Below are 17,474 nucleotides of genomic sequence, written 5' to 3'. Positions count from 1 at the left end.
ACCGGAGTGAGAATCCGGTATGAACCCATGGAGGCCATGTGGCCGTGAGACATGTCGCCATCGTCTCCGAGCGGGACGACCTCCATGCGGCGGTCGTACGCGAGGGACTGCGTCGGTCCGGGGTCGGATGCGACCTGATCGAGGCCGACGGCATCTGCGGCCACGACGGCCTCACCTGGTCGGATGACACCTCCACGCTTCCCACGGCGGACGGCGGACGGATCGATGTCCGGGAGATCGGCGCCGTGTGGTGGCGGCGCCCTGTCATGCATCAGCTCGTGCCCCAAGGAACCGGGGAAGCCGAAGCGGATCTCGTCGACAACGACTGCCGGAACGCGCTCCTCGGTGTTCTGCTGAACGATTTCTCCGGCACCTGGATCAGCCACCCCCACGCCACCAGCACCGCCGAGAACAAACTGGTCCAACTCCGCGCGGCCAGGTCGGCGGGATTCCAGGTGCCCCTCACCCTGATCAGCCAAGACCCGGCCGAAATACGGAAATTCTGCGCCTCACTGAATGCGCGGGGCCGTGAGGTCATCGTCAAGACGGTTCGCGGATGCTCCACCCGGCCGCTCCTGACCCGCCGGGTCACGGACGCGCACCTCGCTGCCGACCAGTCCATGCGGATGACACCGGCCATCTACCAGGAATGCGTTCCCGGCACGCGCCACATCCGCGCGCTGTGTCTGGGCTCCGGCTCCGGCTCCGGGTCCGGGTCCGGGTCCGGGTCCGGGTTCGATGTTCACGCCGTCGAGATCGAGAGCGACGAACTGGACTGGCGGTGCAACCTGCGCGGGCTGGTCAGCGGCATCACCCGTCCCACCACGGTGGACGAGGCGACCGCCGCCCGGATGACCGACACGCTGGAGCGGCTTCACCTGGCCATGGGGGTCGTGGACCTCAAGCTCGACCCCAGTGGGTGTCCCGTCTGGCTGGAGGTGAACCCGCAGGGGCAGTTCCTCTTCATGGAGGCACTCAGCGGGAAGGACTTCACCGGCCCGTTCGTCGAATTCCTCAGCCGTCAGGTCCGCTGAAGCTCCCCTGCCCCTGACTCCTTACGGGCGTCCCCCCGGCTGTCGCCGACCGGGCCTGGCGCCGACCGGGCCTGGCGCCGACCGGGGGGTTTCGGGCAGTGGGCCGGGGTGTTGTCCGGCGACTTCCCCCGGCTGTCCGTAGACACGTGCCATGAGATCATCTCCGTTTTCACCGGCGGCACGCGCGGGCAGTCGTGCGCGCGCCGCTCTGACGGCAGTGGTGGCCACCCTTGCCGTCGCGGTCCTGTGTCTGACCGGGCTCGCCGCGCCACCCGCGTACGCGCAGCAGTCCCCGCCGACCGACATCGCCCTGGCCTGGGGCTTCAACGACTCCGGCCAGCTGGGGGACGGCAGCATCACCAACCGCCGCACGCCGGTCGGGGTGGACCTTCCCGCCGGCACCCAGCTCACCGCCATCGCCGCGGGCCAGTCACACAGCATCGCCCTGACGTCCGACGGCCGGGTGCTCACGTGGGGCGGGAACTTCGCCGGGCAGCTCGGCGACGGCACCACCACCCAGCACACCACACCGGTCGAAGCACTCCTCCCCGCCGGTACGCACGCCACCGCCGTCGACGCGGGCCGCGCCTACAGCATGGCGCTCACCTCCGACGGCCGCGTCTTCGCCTGGGGCCAGAACCTCTTCGGCCAGCTGGCGGACGGCACCACCACCGACCGTCACACGCCGGTCGAGATGACCCTGCCCACCGGTGCGCACATCGCCGCGATCGTCGCGGGCGACTACACCAGCGTGCTGCTGACCAGCGACGGCCGCGTCCTGTCGGCGGGATACAACATGACCGGCCAGCTCGGAAACGGCTCCGCCGTCAACCAGTCCACCAGCCTGGTCGAGGCGCTGCTTCCCCCTGACACCCAGGTCACCGGTGTCTTCGCCCAAGGTGAGTGCACCCTGGCTCTGACGTCCGACGGTCATCTCCTGGCCTGGGGGTACAACGCTTGGGGCCAGCTCGGCGACGGCACCACCACCAACCGCCGCACGCCGGTCGCGGTGCACCTGCCCGCCGGCACCACGGTCACCACCGTCGGCGCGGGCCACGCGCACAATCTGGCCCTGACGACCGACGGCGGCCTCTTCGCCTGGGGGAACAACTACTTCGGGCAGCTGGGCGACGGCACCACCACCGACCGTCACACGCCGGTCGAGATCCAGCTTCCCGCCGGCACCAAGGCCACCAAGCTCGCCGGCGGCAACGGCCACAGCATGGCGCTGACGTCCGACGGCCGCATCATCACCTGGGGCAGCAACACTTACGGCCAGCTGGGCGACGGCACCCTCACCAACCGCAGCACGCCGGGGGTCACAGTCCAGCTTCCCGCCGGCCAGCGCGCCACCGCCATCGCGGCCGGCGATTACTTCAGCCTGGCCCTGGCCGTACGGTCGACGAGCCACACCACCCTCACCGCCACCCCGACCACGGTCACCCAGGGCGACGAGGTCACCCTGACCGCGCACGTCACCTGTGACGCGGGGACGCCGACCGGGAACGTCGTCTTCTACGCCGGCAGCACGCCGATCGGCACCGGCACCCTGGACGCGAGCGGCAACGCGACGCTGACGACCACGACCCTGCCCGTGGGCCCGAACGAGATCACCGCGCACTACGAAGGCGACGCCGACTGCCCACCGTCGGAGTCCATCGGCGTCGTGGTGATCGTGGAAACGGTCCCGTCCCCGGTCCCGGGGATCAGCCTGACGAAGGAGGTGGCGTCGGCCGGGCCGTTCGAGGTCGGTGACACCGTCGACTACACGTACACCGTCACCAACACCGGCGACACCACGCTGCACCAGGTGACCGTCACCGACGACCGGGTCACGGGCGTCGCCTGCGCGGCGACCACTCTGTCGGCCGGGAACGGCACCACCTGCCAGGGCAGCCACACGATCACCGCCGCCGACATCACGCCGTGCGAGCCGGCGAACGGGGGCTGCGCGCTGACCAACCTCGCGCAGGCCACCGCGTTCGAGCCCGACGGTCACGAAGTCGCCAGCGAGCAGGCCACGGCGACCCTCACCGTCCAGCAGCAGGAGGTCTCCGGCCTGACGCTCGCCAAGCGGGCGGACGCGACCGGTCCGTTCCAGGTCGGCGACTCCGTCGACTACACGTACACGGTCACCAACTCCGGTGACTCCGCGCTGAGTTCGGTGGCGGTCACGGACGACCGGGTCGCGGACGTCGACTGCGGTACGACCACCCTCGCCGCCGGGGCGAGCACGACCTGCCACGGTACGTACACCGTCACCGAGGCCGACGCTTCGTGCGGGCCGCGCGGCAGCGGGGACGGCGGTTACGGCGACCACGGCACCACCTGCCCCGTCACCAACACCGCCCACGCCACCGCGACCGACGCCGAGGGCGCCACGGTCACCAGCAACACCGCCACCGCCACCATCCGGGTGAGCAGCGGGAACGGCGGGGGCCACGACGGTTACGGCTCCGGTAGCTACGGCAACGGCTCGGGCTACGGCCGGGGGAAGAAGGAGGCCAAGACCGCGTAACCCACCGTGTGCCCCGCTCCCGACACCTCGGGGCGGGGCACCCGTACGTCACGGGGGCCGAGTAGGAACGGACCAGGAAACCGGTGTTGTTGTCAGAAGTGGCGGACAACATGACCAGGACGGACAGTCGTGGCGCTTGAGCCACGGACGCGATCCGGCCACATGCCGGCAACGCCCGGCAGCCGCCAGGATGCGGCCGGTACCGTCCCTGCATGACGACGAGGTTCCCCGAACTCAGGCGCCCGTCTCCCGGGCCCGCGTCCAAGCCGCCGCCGGGCGGACCGTCCACCGGACCGCCGACCAGACCGGATAAAAACCCTCCATTCCCGCCGGCCAACCCCCAGCCGCCCAAGCCGGGGAGCTGACGCTTCCGTGTACGTGGACCGACTCCCGTTCGAGGAACTGCCCGCCGCAACGCGGGCAGTCCTCGCCGCCCGGGTCGGCGAGGACTGCCCGCGAGTCGAGGTGGAGAACGGCACCAGCTCGGCGCTCGCCTGCTGGGCCTGGCCGACGTCCGGCCCCGGGATGGTGTTCCTCAAGGGCCTGCCCCTGACACACGAGCGGATCGGAGAGCTGCGGACCGAGGTCGCGGTCGCCCCGTTCCTCCCGCCGACCGCGCCGAAGGTGCTGTGGCACGAGGAGGCCGGCGGCTGGCTCGTGGTGTGCTTCGAGGGCCTGGACGCATCGGCCTGGACCTGCTTCGGCGACGATGGCGAGCACCTGGACGCTGTCGCCGCCGTCTTGCGGGAACTGAGCCGGCGGGCCGCGCCGGAGGTGGTGCGACGGACGGCATGGGAGAAGTGGGGGGAGTACTGCGACCCGTCCGCCGAATCCCTCCTGACCGGTGATCGCCTCGCGCACTGCGACCCGGCGGCCTCCAACTTCATGACCGGACGCGACGGCCGGGTGTGGATGATCGACTGGGCGTGGGCGATGCGCGCGCCCGCCTGGTTGGATACGGCGCTGTGGGGCTTCCGGCTGGTCCTGGACGGTGGACAGACCCCTGAGCAGGCCGCGCGCTGGTGCGCGAAGGTGCCCGCGTTCACGGAGGCATCTCGGGAGGCGGTTGCCGTCCTCACCGAAGCCGAGGCCCGATGGTGGGAAGCGTGGCAGCAGTACGGGGCGGAAGACCTGGAGCGCACCGTCACCGCCGCACGGGCGTGGGCCTGGCACTGGGCATCCCCGTGAGCCCGTACGGAGTTCCACGTACGGGCTCGCGCCGCGCTCGACCACGGCGCCCTCGTACGGCGCGGCCATGTCACGGGCGTGGGGAGGAGGCGCAGTGGGGTTCCTCGCGAGCTCCTGGCAGCCCGCCGCGAGTACGAGAACCGGATCACCGCCCTCGCGGGCGACGCCGTAGCGAGCCCTCCACGCTCCAAGAGCATCCCGTGGCCGTCGTGGGTCACTCGCGCTGATGATCATGGGTTCGGTGCAGGTGGGAGCGGGTACCACCCGGATAAACGATGTGAAACATGCTGTAGAAGAAGATCACACGATAAGGTGTAAGTTTCCCCGAAAAATCTGATCAGTGGCCGTCGCGTCTTGAAGATGGTGTCTGCCATAGTCCGCGCACAGCGGACCGGTTTACAGATCAGGAGGGGTTTTTCATGGATGACAACGCGTTTGCTCCCTACGCCCAGGCCGCAGCCGTCGTGAAGAAGGACGGGACCGTGGTCCGCTCGAAGGGAGTCACGGGGGTGAAGAAGGTGGGCAACGGCGAATACCGGATCACCGTGGACGCGGACGTCCGCCTGGCGCGCGCCGTGCCGATCGCCACCCTCAACCGGTCGGCGAACTGGGGCGCCGAGATCTTCGTGTCCACCACGGACACGTCCGACACCGACCAGACCTTCCAGGTCCTGACCGGCCTCAATGGCAAGGCCGGCGACCAGCCGTTCCACGTGATCGTCCCCTGACGCAGATCGCGAGTGGCCGGAGCCGGGCGCGGTGCTCGCCCGGCTCCGGCTGTTCTCGTCACAACTCATGAGCTGAGCCGCAGATCAGCGGACGGATTCCAGTGCGCCCGGCGTCGTCGTGAGCCTGCTGCCCGCATTTCTGACAGCAACACCGGTTTCCTGGTCCGTTCCTACTCGGACCCCGTCACCGGCCTCCCCCTCTACACCGCCACCACCGCGACCGCACCCCCGCACCCGTCCGCGCACGGCCGACGGAGTGAAGCGCGGCCCGCCTAACCCGCCGACCGAGTGGAATCCTGCCCCGGCGCGGGGCGTGCGCGGCGGGGCGGGAAATGAGGGACGCCGTGACACTTCCCGTAGACGTGATGAGACCCCGCACCCGCGGCGAGGGTGGCGCGGGCGGCGAGGGCCGGGCGCGGACCCCGCTGCGTACCCTGATCGCCACCCTGGCCGCAGCCCTGACCGCCGCCCTCTGCCTGGCAGGGATCGCCGCACCGCCCGCGAGCGCGGCGGTCCCCTCACCGGTCCCGCCGACCGACATCGCCCTGTCCTGGGGGGACAACAACTACGGGCAGCTCGGCAACGGCACCACCGAACGGAGCTATCTGCCGGGCCCCGTGGACCTGCCCGCCGGCACCCGGCTCACCGACATCACCGCCGGCTACTTCCACGGCATGGGGGTGACCTCCAACGGCCGTCTCCTCACCTGGGGTTGGAACGTCCGGGGGCAGCTCGGGGTCGGCACCACCACCAACAGCAGCACCCCGGTCGAGGCGCACCTGCCCGCCGGCAGCAGGGTCACCGCCATCGCCGCCGGATTCGCGCACAGCCTGGCCCTGCTCGACGACGGCCGGCTCTTCGCCTGGGGGTTCAACTCCCAGGGAGAGATCGGGGACGGCACCACCACCCAGCGCAACTCGCCGGTCGAGGTGCACCTGCCCGCCGGCGTCGAGGTCACCGCCATCGCCGCCTCCGAGAACGGCTCGGACAGCATGGCGCTGGCCTCCGACGGCCGGGTCTTCGCCTGGGGCAGCAACAACTACGGGCAACTGGGCATCGGTACGGTCGACTTCACCCGCCACACCCTCCCGGAGCAGGTCCACATCCCCGCGGGCACCCGCGTCACCGCCATCTCCTACGGCGGCATCCACGGTCTGGCGCTAACCGATGACAACCGGCTGCTCGCCTGGGGCAGCAACGAGTACGGGCAGCTCGGCAACGGCACCACCGACAGCGACCCGACCCCGGCCTACGTGGACCTGCCGGCCGGCACCGACATCGCCGCCATCGCCGCCGGCGGCGAGCACAGCATGGCGCTGACCTCCGACGGCGGCGTCCTCGTCTGGGGCAACGGCGGCTTCGGCAACCTGGGCGTCGGCACCACCACCAACCGCCTCACCCCGGTCCCGATGCACCTTCCGCCCGGCACCAAGGCCACCGCCATCACCGCCTCCCGCTACCACAGCGTGGTGCTGATGTCCGACGGCAGCGTCTACTCCACGGGGTGGAACACGGCGGGGCAGTTGGGCATCGGCGCCACCCCCACCTTCACCCTCTCCCCGGTCCGGACGCATCTGCCCGCCCTCCGCCGGGCCACGGCGATCGCGGCCGGCGGCGAGTTCACCCTGGCCCTGGCCGAGGAGGTGGCGGCCGAGAGCCGGACCACCCTCACCGCCAACCCGACCACGTCGACCCCGGGGCGCCGGGTCGTCCTCAGCGCGCAGGTGACCTGCAACGCCGGCACGCCGACCGGGGATGTCGTCTTCTACGACGGCGACACCCCGATCGACACCGTCGCCGTCAACGACAGCGGCTACGCGTACACCTGGGTCTTCGACCTGGCCGTGGGCACGCACTCGATCACCGCCCACTACCTGGGCGACGGCACCTGTCCCGCCTCGGTCTCCGAGCCGGTCACGGTGACGATCGAGGAGGCGCCGATCCCGTCGATCGGGCTGAGCAAGCAGGTGGCGTCCACCGGTCCGTTCCATGTCGGGGACACCGTGAACTACACGTACACGGTCACCGACACCGGCAACACCGCGCTGCACGACGTGACCGTCACGGACAGCCTGATCCCGACCGTCACCTGTGACGCCACCAGTCTCCAGCCCGGTGAGAACACGACCTGCCGGGGCAGCTACACCGTGACCGAGGCGAGCATCGCGCCGTGCCCCGCGCCGGTGGCGGGCGGGTGCGAGGTGGTCAACCTGGCGCAGGCCCGGGCCCTGTCCCCGACCGGCCAGGAGACCTCCAGCCCGCACGCGATCGCCGCGATCGTCGTCCTGACCCAGCCGGAGGTGCCCGGGCTCTCGCTGTCGAAGCGGGCGGAGTCGACCGGTCCGTTCCAGGTCGGAGACACGGCGCACTACACGTACACCATCACCAACACGGGTGAGACCGCCCTGCACGGGCTGACGGTCACGGACAACCTGGTCCACTCCGTCACCTGCGACGAGACCTCCCTCGCGCGCGGGGAGAGCACCACCTGCCGGGGCAGTTACACGGTGACCGAGGCGGATGCCGTGTGCGGGCCGCGCGGGAGCAAGGGGAGCGGGCGCCGGGACCGGGGGGACGGGCGTGAGCACGGGCGCCGGGACGGGCACGGGGACGGCGGTTACGGCGGTGGCGGTGGCGGTGGCGGTGGCGGTGGCACGGTCTGCCTCGTCACGAACACCGCCCACGCGACGGCGACCGATCCGCTGGGCGAGCACGTCACCAGCAACACCGCCGGCGCCACGATCGGGGTGAGCTCGGGCGGGGACGACGGCCAGGACGGCTACGGCTCCGGCGGCTCCGGCTACGGCTCGGGTTCGGGCTACGGCTCGGGTTACGGCCGGGGGAAGAAGGCGGCGAAGAGCGCGTAACCCTTCGGGACCCCGCCCCTCCCCCTCGCGTGCCCCGCTTCCGATCCGTCGGGAGCGGGGCACGCGTCCGTCACCGGGTACGCCTCTACACCGCCACCGGGGCGACCGCATCCCCGAAGGCATCCGATGACGACCAACGGGGTGAAGTGCGGCCCACCTAACCCGCCGACCGAGTGGAATCCCGCCCCGGGGCGGGGCGCGAGCGCCCCTACGGGAAATGAGGGACGCCGTGACACTTCCCTCCTTCGCGACGAGATCCCGTACGGGTTCCGGGGAACGGGCGCGGACTCTGCCGCGTACCGCTCTGCGCACCCTGGCCGCATCCGTCTTCGCCGCCCTCTGTCTGACCGGACTCGCCGCCCCGCCCGCGAGCGCCCGGCAGGCCCCGCCGACCGACACCGCCCTGGCCTGGGGCAGCAACTACACCGGGGAGCTGGGCAACGGAACGGAGAGCGGCAACAACCCCAACCCCACGCCGGTCGACGTGGACCTCCCGGCGGGCGTCAAGCTGACGGACGTCTCCGGCGGCCACCAGTTCAGCCTCGGGCTGTCCTCCGACGGCCATGTCTACGCCTGGGGCTTCAACTCGTCCGGGCAGCTGGGCGACGGCACCACCACCACCCGCACCAGCCCGGTCGAGGTCCACCTGCCCGCCGGAACCAAGGCCACCGCCATCTCCGCCGGCACCAACCACAGCCTGGCGGTAGCCTCCAACGGCCATGTCTACGCCTGGGGGTGGAACGACTCCGGGCAACTGGGGATCGGCACCGCCGACAACGACCCCCACCCGACGCCGGCCGAGGTGCTCCTTCCGGCCGGTGTCCAGTCCACCGCCATCGCCGCGGGCCGGTACCACAGCCTGGCGGTGACCTCCGACGGCCGCGTCTTCGCCTGGGGCTACAACTACTGGGGGCAACTGGGCAACGGCACGACCGGCGTCGAGCCCAACCCCACCCCGGTCGAGACGGATCTGCCCGCCGGAATCGAGGCCACCGCCGTCGCCGCGGGCGACAGCCACAGTCTGGCGCTGACGTCGGGCGGCCGCGTCCTGGGCTGGGGCGCCGACTACAACGGCCAGCTGGGGGACGGCGCCATCAGGTTCTCCCCCACCCCCACGCCGGTCGAGACGGTCCTGCCCGCGGGCACCCGGGTCACCGCCATCGACGCGGCGACCAGCGGCAACCACAGTCTGGCGGTCACGTCCGACGGCCACGCCCTGGGCTGGGGCGCCGACTCGTCCGGACAGCTCGGCGTCGGCACCACCGCCGCCAGCCGCCCCACGCCGATCGAGCCGAACCTGCCCGCGGGCACCCGTGCCACCGGCATCGCCGCCGGCGCCCACCACAGCATGTGGCTGACGTCCACCGGCGCCGTCTACTCCTCGGGCGACAACTCCTCGGGACAGCTGGGCGACGGCACCACCACCAACCGCACCACCCCGGTCCCGGTGCACCTGCCCGCCGGCATCCGCGCCGGCGCCATCAGCGCGGGCGCCTGGCACAGCCTGGCCCTGGCGGCGGAGGCGAACAGCACGACCACGCTCACCGCTTCCCCCATGGTCTCCAGGCCCGGTGAGGAGGTCACGTTCACCGCGCACGTCACCTGCGACGCGGCGACCCCGACCGGGAACGTGGTCTTCTACGACGGCGCCGACCCGATCGGGACGGGGACGCTGGACGCGAGCGGCGACGCCACCCTGACCACCATCTCGCTGCCCTCGGGGACCCATACGATCACCGCGCACTACGAGGGCGACGGCACCTGCCCCGCCTCCGTCTCCGAGCCGGTCACCGTGACCGTCCTGACGCCGGAACCGGGCGCCTCCCTCGGCCTGACCAAGGAAGCGGTGTCGACCGGCCCGTTCGAGGCCGGGGACACGGTGGAGTACACGTACACCGTCACCAACACCGGTGACGCGCCGCTCAGTTCGGTGGCCGTCACCGACAACCTGGTGGCGGACGTCGACTGCGGCACCGCCACCCTCGCGCCCGGAGAGAGCACCACCTGCCGGGGCACGTACACCGTCACCGAGGCCGACACGGTGTGCGGCCCGCGCGACAGCGGAAGCAACGGGCGCGGCAACGGCGGGCGCGAGGACGGTGGTTACGGCGGCGGGCACGGCGGCACCTGCCCCGTCACCAACACCGCTCAGGCCGCCGCGACCGACACCCGGGGCGACACGATCACCAGCAACACCGCCACCGCCACCATCCAGGTGCGCGGCGAGAACGGCGGTGGCCACGACGGCTACGGCTCCGACAGCTCCGAGTACGGCAACGGCCGGAAGCAGGAAGCCAAGACCGCGTAACCAGCCCGGCCCTTCCCACCCCCGTGCCCCGCTCCGGACCCCTCGGAGCGGGGCACGCATCTGTCTACACCGCCCCTGGGGCAACCGCCCTGCCGCGGACGGCCGCGCGAGTGAAGCAAGCCCCCCATAACCTGCCGAATGGATGGAGATCAACCAAAAAGCGATGCACCGGCAAAAGTTCGGGAAAAAGGGCGCCGTGACACTTCCCTCATACGTGATGAAACCCCGAACGGGCAGCGGAGGCCGGACACGGACCCTGCTGCGTGCCCTGGTCGCCACCCTCGCCGGCGTCCTGTGCGTGGCCGGGTTCGCGGCACCGCACGCGAGCGCTCTCCAGGCCCCGCCGACCGATATCGCCCTGTCGTGGGGGCGGAACAACTACGGGCAGCTGGGGATCGGCACCGCAGCGGGCCCCTTCGACCACCGCACCACGCCGGTCAACGTGCACCTGCCCGCCGGCGTCGAACTCACCGCCGTCTCCGGAGGCGGCTACTACAGCCTGGGACTGGCGTCCGACGGCCGCGTCCTCGGATGGGGCACGAACGACTCCGGGCAGACAGGCGACGGCACCACCGTCGACCCGCGCACCACACCGGTCTTCACGCTCCTTCCCGACGGCGTCACGGCCACCGCGATCGCCGCCGGCTTCTCACACGCTCTGGCGCTGACGTCCGAGGGCCGGGTCCTGGCCTGGGGCTACAACGGCTCCGGGCAGCTCGGCGACGGCACCACCACCAGCAGCAGCACCCCGGTCGAAGTGCATCTGCCCACTGGTGTCACGGTCACCGCCATCGGCGCCGGTGCCACGGACAGCATGGCACTGACCTCGGACGGCCGCGTGTTCACCTGGGGCTCCAACAGCTACGGACAGCTGGGGATCGGCACCTCCACGGGCGCCGTCGACTACCGCAGCACGCCGGTCGAGGTACTGATTCCCGCCGGTACCGAGGTCACCGCGATCGCCGCCGGCGCCTCGTGGAATCTCGCGCTGACGTCCGAGGGCCGGGTCCTGGCCTGGGGCTTCAACTCCGTCGGGCAGCTGGGCGACGGCACTTTCACCAACCGCCACGCGCCGGTCGAGACGCTCCTGCCAGCCGGCACCGAGGTCACCCTCCTCGCCGCCGGCAGCCACCACACTCTGGCGCTGACGTCCGACGACCGCCTCCTGGCCTGGGGGTCCAACGGAAACGGACAGCTGGGCGACGGCACCACCACCAACCGCAACACCCCGGTCCCGGTGGACCTTCCGGCCGGTACCACGCTCACCGCCCTCGCCGGCGGCGGCGAGCACTCTCTGGCACTGACGTCCCAGGGCCGGATCCTGGCCTGGGGATCCAACAACTACGGGCAGCTCGGTGACGGCACCACCACCGACCGGCACACGCCCATCTCCACGCTCCTTCCGGCCGGTAACGGTGTCACCGCCATCGCCGCCGGCCTGGAGCACAGCCTCGCTCTGGTGGCGCGGGCGCAGAGCATGACCACGCTCACCGCCTTCCCGGGCGTGATCCAGCCCGGTCAGGACGTCACGTTGACCGCCGACATCATCTGCTCCGCCGGTACCCCCACCGGGGACGTGGTCTTCTACGACGGCACCGACCCGATCGGGACGGGGACGCTGGACGCGAGCGGCAGCGCCACCCTCACCGCCCTGTTCTCCTCCCCGGGGACCCATACGATCACCGCCCACTACGAGGGCGACGGCACCTGCCCCGCCTCCGTCTCCGAGCCGGTCACGGTGACCGTCCTGACACCGGAACCGGGCGCCTCCCTCGGCCTGACCAAGGAAGCGGTGTCGACCGGCCCGTTCGAGGCCGGGGACACGGTGGAGTACACGTACACCGTCACCAACACCGGTGAGGCGCCGCTCAGTTCGGTGGCCGTCACCGACAACCTGGTGGCGGACGTCGACTGCGGCACGACCACCCTCGCGCCCGGAGAGAGCACGACCTGCCGGGGTACGTACACCGTCACCGAGGCCGACACGGTGTGCGGCCCGCGCGACAGCGGAAGCAACGGGCGCGGGGACGGTGGTTACGGCGGGCACGGCACCACCTGCCCCGTCACCAACATCGCTCAGGCCGCCGCGACCGACACCCGGGGCGACACGATCACCAGCAACACCGCCACCGCCACCATCCAGGTGAGCAACGGCGACGGTGGCCACGACGGCTACGGCTCCGACAGCTCCGAGTACGGCAACGGCCGGAAGCAGGAAGCCAAGACCGCGTAACCAGCCCGGCCCTTCCCACCCCCGTGCCCCGCTCCGGACCCCTCGGAGCGGGGCACCCGTCTCTCTACACCGCCCCTCAAGCGACCGCATCCCCGAAGACACCCGAGCACCGCCACGGGAGTGAAGCCGGGCCCGCCTAACCCGCCGACCGGGTGGAATCCCGCCCCGACGCGGGGCGCGAGCACCCCTACGGGAAATGAGGGACGCCGTGACACTTCCCGCATACCTGATGAGACCCCGTACGGGCGGCAAGGGCGGCGCGAGCCGGGCGCGGACCCTGCTGCGCACCCTGGCCACGGCGCTCCTCACCGCCCTCTTCCTCGCCGGACTCGCCGGACTCGCCGGACTCGCCGCGCCGCCCGCGAGTGCGGCCTCCGCGACCGACCCCGCCCCCGTCGCCTGGGGTGACAACGACTTCGGGCGACTGGGCGACGGCACCACGACCAGCAGCAACATCCCGGTGCCGGTGGACCTGCCCGCAGGCGTCCAGCTCGTCGCCTTCTCCGGCGGCAACACCTTCACTCTCGGGCTGACGTCCGACAACCGCGTCCTTTCCTGGGGCGACAACGAGTACGGGCAGCTGGGCGACGGCACCACCACCAACCGCAGCGTCCCGGGCCCCGTCGACTTCCCCGCCGGTACGCGGATCAAGGCCATCGCGGCGGGCAACTTCCACAACCTGGCGCTGACGACCGACAACCACCTCTTCGCCTGGGGGTGGAACCGGGACGGTCAGGTCGGGGACGGCACCACCACCACCCAGCGCAACTCGCCGGTCCCGGTGGCCCTGCCCGCCGGCACCGAGATCGAGGCCATCGCGGCGCGCGGCAACCACAGTCTGGCCCTGACGACCGACGGCCGCGTCCTCGCCTGGGGGTTCAACGCGTCCGGTCAACTCGGCAACGGCACCGCCAACTCGGTCCCCAACCCCACGCCGGTCCAGACGCTCATTCCGGCCGGTACCGACATCGTCGCCATCGTCGCGGGCGGCTACTACAGCCTGGCTCTGACCTCCGACGGCCACGTCCTGGGCTGGGGGAGCAACGCCTGGGGTCAGGTCGGGGACGGCACCACCACCGACCGCCACACCCCGGTCCCGGTGGCCCTGCCCGCCGGCACCGCGATCGCCGCCCTCTCCGCGGGAATCGGACACAGCGTGGCGCTGACGACGGACGGTCACGTCCTCACCTGGGGAATCAATCTCTGGGGTCAGCTCGGTGACGGCACCACCGTCTTCAACCGCCCGACGCCGGGCGACACGGCCCTTCCGGCCGGCCTCCGGTTCACCGCCATCGCCGCGGGCGGCTATCACACCCTCGCGCTGACCTCCTCCGGTCGCGTCTACGCCTGGGGGCTCGACAGCAGCGGGCAGGTGGGCGACGGCAGCACCGAACTCACCCAGCGCAACACCCCGGTCCGGACGCTCCTCCCCGCCGGCACGCACGCCACCTTCATCGCCGCGGGCGGCTGGCACAGCCTGGCCCTGGTGACGGCGTCGCAGAGCACCACCACCCTGACGGCCTCCCCCACCACCGCCCTGTCCGGTGAGGACGTCACGCTCACCGCGCACGTCACCTGCGACACCGGCACCGCGACCGGGGACGTGGTCTTCTACGACGGCACCACTCCGATCGGTACGGCCCCGCTGAACGCGAACGGCGACGCCACCCTGACCACCACGTCGCTGCCCGCGGGGGACCGTACGATCACCGCCCGGTACGAGGGCGACGAGGACTGCCCCGCCTCCGTCTCCGAGCCGGTCACCGTGACGATCCAGGGGCCGCCGGTACCGGTCGGTGCGCTCCACCTGACCAAGCGCGCCGCGTCCGCCGGGCCGTTCGCAGTCGGGGACACCGTCGACTACACGTACACCGTCACCAACACCGGTGACTCCGCGCTCGGTTCGGTGGCCGTCACCGACAACCTGGTGGCGGACGTGGACTGCGACGCGACCAGTCTCGCCGCCGGAGCGAGCACCACCTGCCACGGTACGTACACCGTCACCGAGGCCGACGCCTCGTGCGGCTCGCGCGGCGGCGGGGACGGTGGTTACGGCGACCACGGCACCACCTGCCCCGTCACCAACACCGCGACCGCGACCGCGCTCGGCACCGAGGGCGAGACGATCACCAGCAACACCGCCACCGCCACCATTCGGGTGAGCGGCGAGAACGGCGACGGCGGCGATCACGACGGCTACGGCGACAGCTCCGGCTACAGCGCCGCACCCGGCTCCGGGAGGGCGAAGTCCGCCTAGGAAGGCCGTCGGTCAGGTCCTTCTCCTCATCGATCCGCGCCCCGCCCCGGGCCTGCCTCCGGGGCGGGGCGCGGTGGGTTACCGGCAGCGGCCACAGTGGAGGCGGCGGCCGAGCGGGTGGTTGCGGACGGCGGCCGGGTGAGACCGCAGAGTGGCGCGAGTAAGGCGCGTTCACAGGTGCGGGAGAAGGGAGGGGTGAAACTTCCCTCGTACGTGAAGCGATCCCGTCCGGGCAGGGGCCGCGCGCCGACCCCGCTGCGCACGCTGGTGGCGGCCTTGGTCACCGCCCTGTGCCTGACCGGACTCGCCGCCGCGCCCGCGCACGCGCAGTCCCCGCCGACCGACATCGCCCTGGGCTGGGGATGGAACGAGGTCGGGGCGCTGGGCGACGGCACCACCACCGACCGCCACACCCCGGCCCCGGTGGACCTGCCCGCCGGCGTCGAGCTCACCGCCCTCTCCGCCGGGCACGGGTTCAGCCTGGGCCTGACCGCCGACGGCGGCGTCTACGCCTGGGGCATCAACAACTACGGGCAGCTCGGCGACGGCACCACCACCAGCAGCACCACCCCGGTCGAGGTCGATCTGCCCACCGGCGTCACGATCACCGCCCTCGCGTCGGGCAGCAACCACACGCTGGCGCTGACGGCCGACGGCCGTATCTACGCCTGGGGATGGAACGCGTACGGGCAGCTCGGCGACGGCACCACCACCGACCGCATCATCCCGGTCCCGGTGGACCTGCCCGCCGGTACCGCGATCACCGCCATCGCCGCCGGCGACAACGGCGAGTTCAGTCTGGCGGCGACCTCCGACGGTCGCGTCCTCGCCTGGGGCCTCAACCGGTTCGGGCAGCTGGGCGACGGCACCACCACCGACCGCCACACCCCGGTCGAGGTGCCCCTCCCCGCCGGAACCGAGGTCACCGCCCTCGCCGCCGGCGCCGGTCACAGTCTGGCGCTGACCTCCGTCGGCCGCGTCTTCGCCTGGGGGCTGAACAGCTCCGGGCAGGTGGGCGACGGCACCACCACCGACCGCCATTCCCCGGTCCAGATCCTCCCCGCCGGTCCCGGGATCGCCGCCATCACCGCCGGGGCGATCCACAGTCTGCTGATGACCACCGACGGCCGCGTCTACGCCTGGGGCGACAACACGTTCGGAGGCCTGGGAGACGGCACCACCACCCAGCGCAACGAGCTGGTCCGGACGCACCTGCCCGCCGGCGCCGATGCCGTCGCCATCGCCGCGGGGAACTTCCACAGTCTGGCGCTGACCTCCGACGGCCGTGTCTTCGCCTGGGGGCTGAACAACCACGGACAGGTGGGCGACGGCACCACCACCGACCGCCTCACACCGGTCACCGTGGACCTGCCCGCCGGCCTCCGCGCCACGGCCATCGCCGCCGGCACCCTCCACAGCCTGGCACTGGCCGTGCGGGCGCAGAGCATGACCACGCTGACGGCCTCCCCGGGCGTGGTCGTGCTTGGTCAGGACGTCACTTTGACCGCCGACGTCGTCTGCACCGCCGGTACCCCCACCGGGGACGTGGTCTTCTACGAGGGCACCACCCCGATCGGTACGGGAACGCTGGACGCGAGCGGCAGCGCCACCCTGACCACCAACTCGCTGCCCCCCGGGACCCATACGATCACCGCGCACTACGAGGGCGACGGCACCTGCGCCGCCTCGGTCTCCGAGCCGGTCACGGTGACCGTCCTGACACCGGAACCGGTCCCGTCGCTCCACCTCGGCAAGCAGGCCACGTCCACCGGACCGTTCGCAGTCGGGGACACCGTCGACTACACGTACACCGTCACCAACACCGGTGACTCCGCGCTCGGTTCGGTGGCCGTCACCGACAACCTGGTGGCGGACGTGGACTGCGACGCGACCAGTCTCGCCGCCGGAGCGAGCACCACCTGCCACGGTACGTACACCGTCACCGAGGCCGACGCCTCGTGCGGCCCGCGCGACAGCGGGAACGACGGGCGCGGGGACGGCGGTTACGGCGGCGGGCACGGCGGCACCTGCCCGGTCACCAACACCGCCACGGCCACGGCGACCGACACCCAGGGCGACACGGTCACCAGCAACACCGCCACCGCCACCATCCAGGTGAACGGTGGGAACGACGACGGCGGCGGCCACGACGGCTACGGCTCCGGCGGCTACGGCAGCGGCTCCGGCTCCGGCTCCGACCGCGACAACGGCCGGAAGCAGGAAGCCAAGACCGCGTAACCCGCCTCCCCCTTTCCCCCACCCCGTGCCCCGCCTGGACACCCTCCCGGGCGGGGCACGCGTCTCTCTACACCGCCCCTCAAGCGACCGCATCCCCGAAGGC

Annotated in this window: 9 protein-coding genes; all 9 read left to right on the top strand. The window is 71.8% G+C overall.

Going from position 1 to position 17,474, the window contains the following annotated elements; translation table 11 throughout:
* Positions 1 to 38: 38 nt before the first annotated feature.
* The 9 genes from ACGFRB_RS02235 to ACGFRB_RS02195 all read left to right on the top strand — a co-directional run bounded on the left by ACGFRB_RS02235 (position 39) and on the right by ACGFRB_RS02195 (position 17,371).
* On the top strand, positions 39 to 1,034 hold the full coding sequence (locus tag ACGFRB_RS02235) for a hypothetical protein (RefSeq protein ID WP_393237856.1): 996 nt from the start codon (positions 39 to 41) through the stop codon (positions 1,032 to 1,034).
* A gap of 220 nt (positions 1,035 to 1,254) precedes the next feature.
* Positions 1,255 to 3,552, top strand: a complete 2,298-nt coding sequence (locus ACGFRB_RS02230; protein WP_393237853.1) for an Ig-like domain repeat protein — start codon at positions 1,255 to 1,257, stop codon at positions 3,550 to 3,552.
* A 378-nt stretch (positions 3,553 to 3,930) separates the two neighbouring features.
* Positions 3,931 to 4,740, top strand: a complete 810-nt coding sequence (locus ACGFRB_RS02225) for an aminoglycoside phosphotransferase (protein WP_363009898.1) — start codon at positions 3,931 to 3,933, stop codon at positions 4,738 to 4,740.
* A 419-nt stretch (positions 4,741 to 5,159) separates the two neighbouring features.
* Complete coding sequence (locus ACGFRB_RS02220) at positions 5,160 to 5,468, top strand: hypothetical protein (protein WP_363009900.1); 309 nt, start codon at positions 5,160 to 5,162, stop codon at positions 5,466 to 5,468.
* Positions 5,469 to 5,833: 365 nt separating this feature from the next.
* Positions 5,834 to 8,335: an Ig-like domain repeat protein gene (locus ACGFRB_RS02215; RefSeq protein WP_393237848.1), complete on the top strand. Its 2,502-nt coding sequence runs from the start codon at positions 5,834 to 5,836 to the stop codon at positions 8,333 to 8,335.
* 229 nt (positions 8,336 to 8,564) lie between these two features.
* Positions 8,565 to 10,643 carry an Ig-like domain repeat protein gene (locus tag ACGFRB_RS02210; protein ID WP_393237845.1) on the top strand — a complete coding sequence of 693 codons (2,079 nt, stop codon included), beginning with the start codon at positions 8,565 to 8,567 and terminating at the stop codon, positions 10,641 to 10,643.
* Between the two features lie 217 nt (positions 10,644 to 10,860).
* Entirely contained in the window at positions 10,861 to 12,876 is a 2,016-nt protein-coding gene (locus ACGFRB_RS02205; RefSeq protein WP_393237843.1) for an Ig-like domain repeat protein, read from the top strand.
* A gap of 208 nt (positions 12,877 to 13,084) precedes the next feature.
* Positions 13,085 to 15,133 carry an Ig-like domain repeat protein gene (locus ACGFRB_RS02200; RefSeq protein ID WP_393237840.1) on the top strand — a complete coding sequence of 683 codons (2,049 nt, stop codon included), beginning with the start codon at positions 13,085 to 13,087 and terminating at the stop codon, positions 15,131 to 15,133.
* Between the two features lie 213 nt (positions 15,134 to 15,346).
* Positions 15,347 to 17,371 (top strand): Ig-like domain repeat protein, encoded by a 2,025-nt coding sequence (locus ACGFRB_RS02195; protein WP_393237837.1) that lies wholly within the window; start codon positions 15,347 to 15,349, stop codon positions 17,369 to 17,371.
* Positions 17,372 to 17,474: the final 103 nt, after the last annotated feature.

This window comes from Streptomyces sp. NPDC048718 (genome assembly GCF_043198875.1).
Lineage (GTDB): Bacteria > Actinomycetota > Actinomycetes > Streptomycetales > Streptomycetaceae > Streptomyces.
The sequence above is the reverse complement of the archived record's forward strand: the minus strand, read 5'-3'. Positions and strand labels throughout refer to the sequence as shown.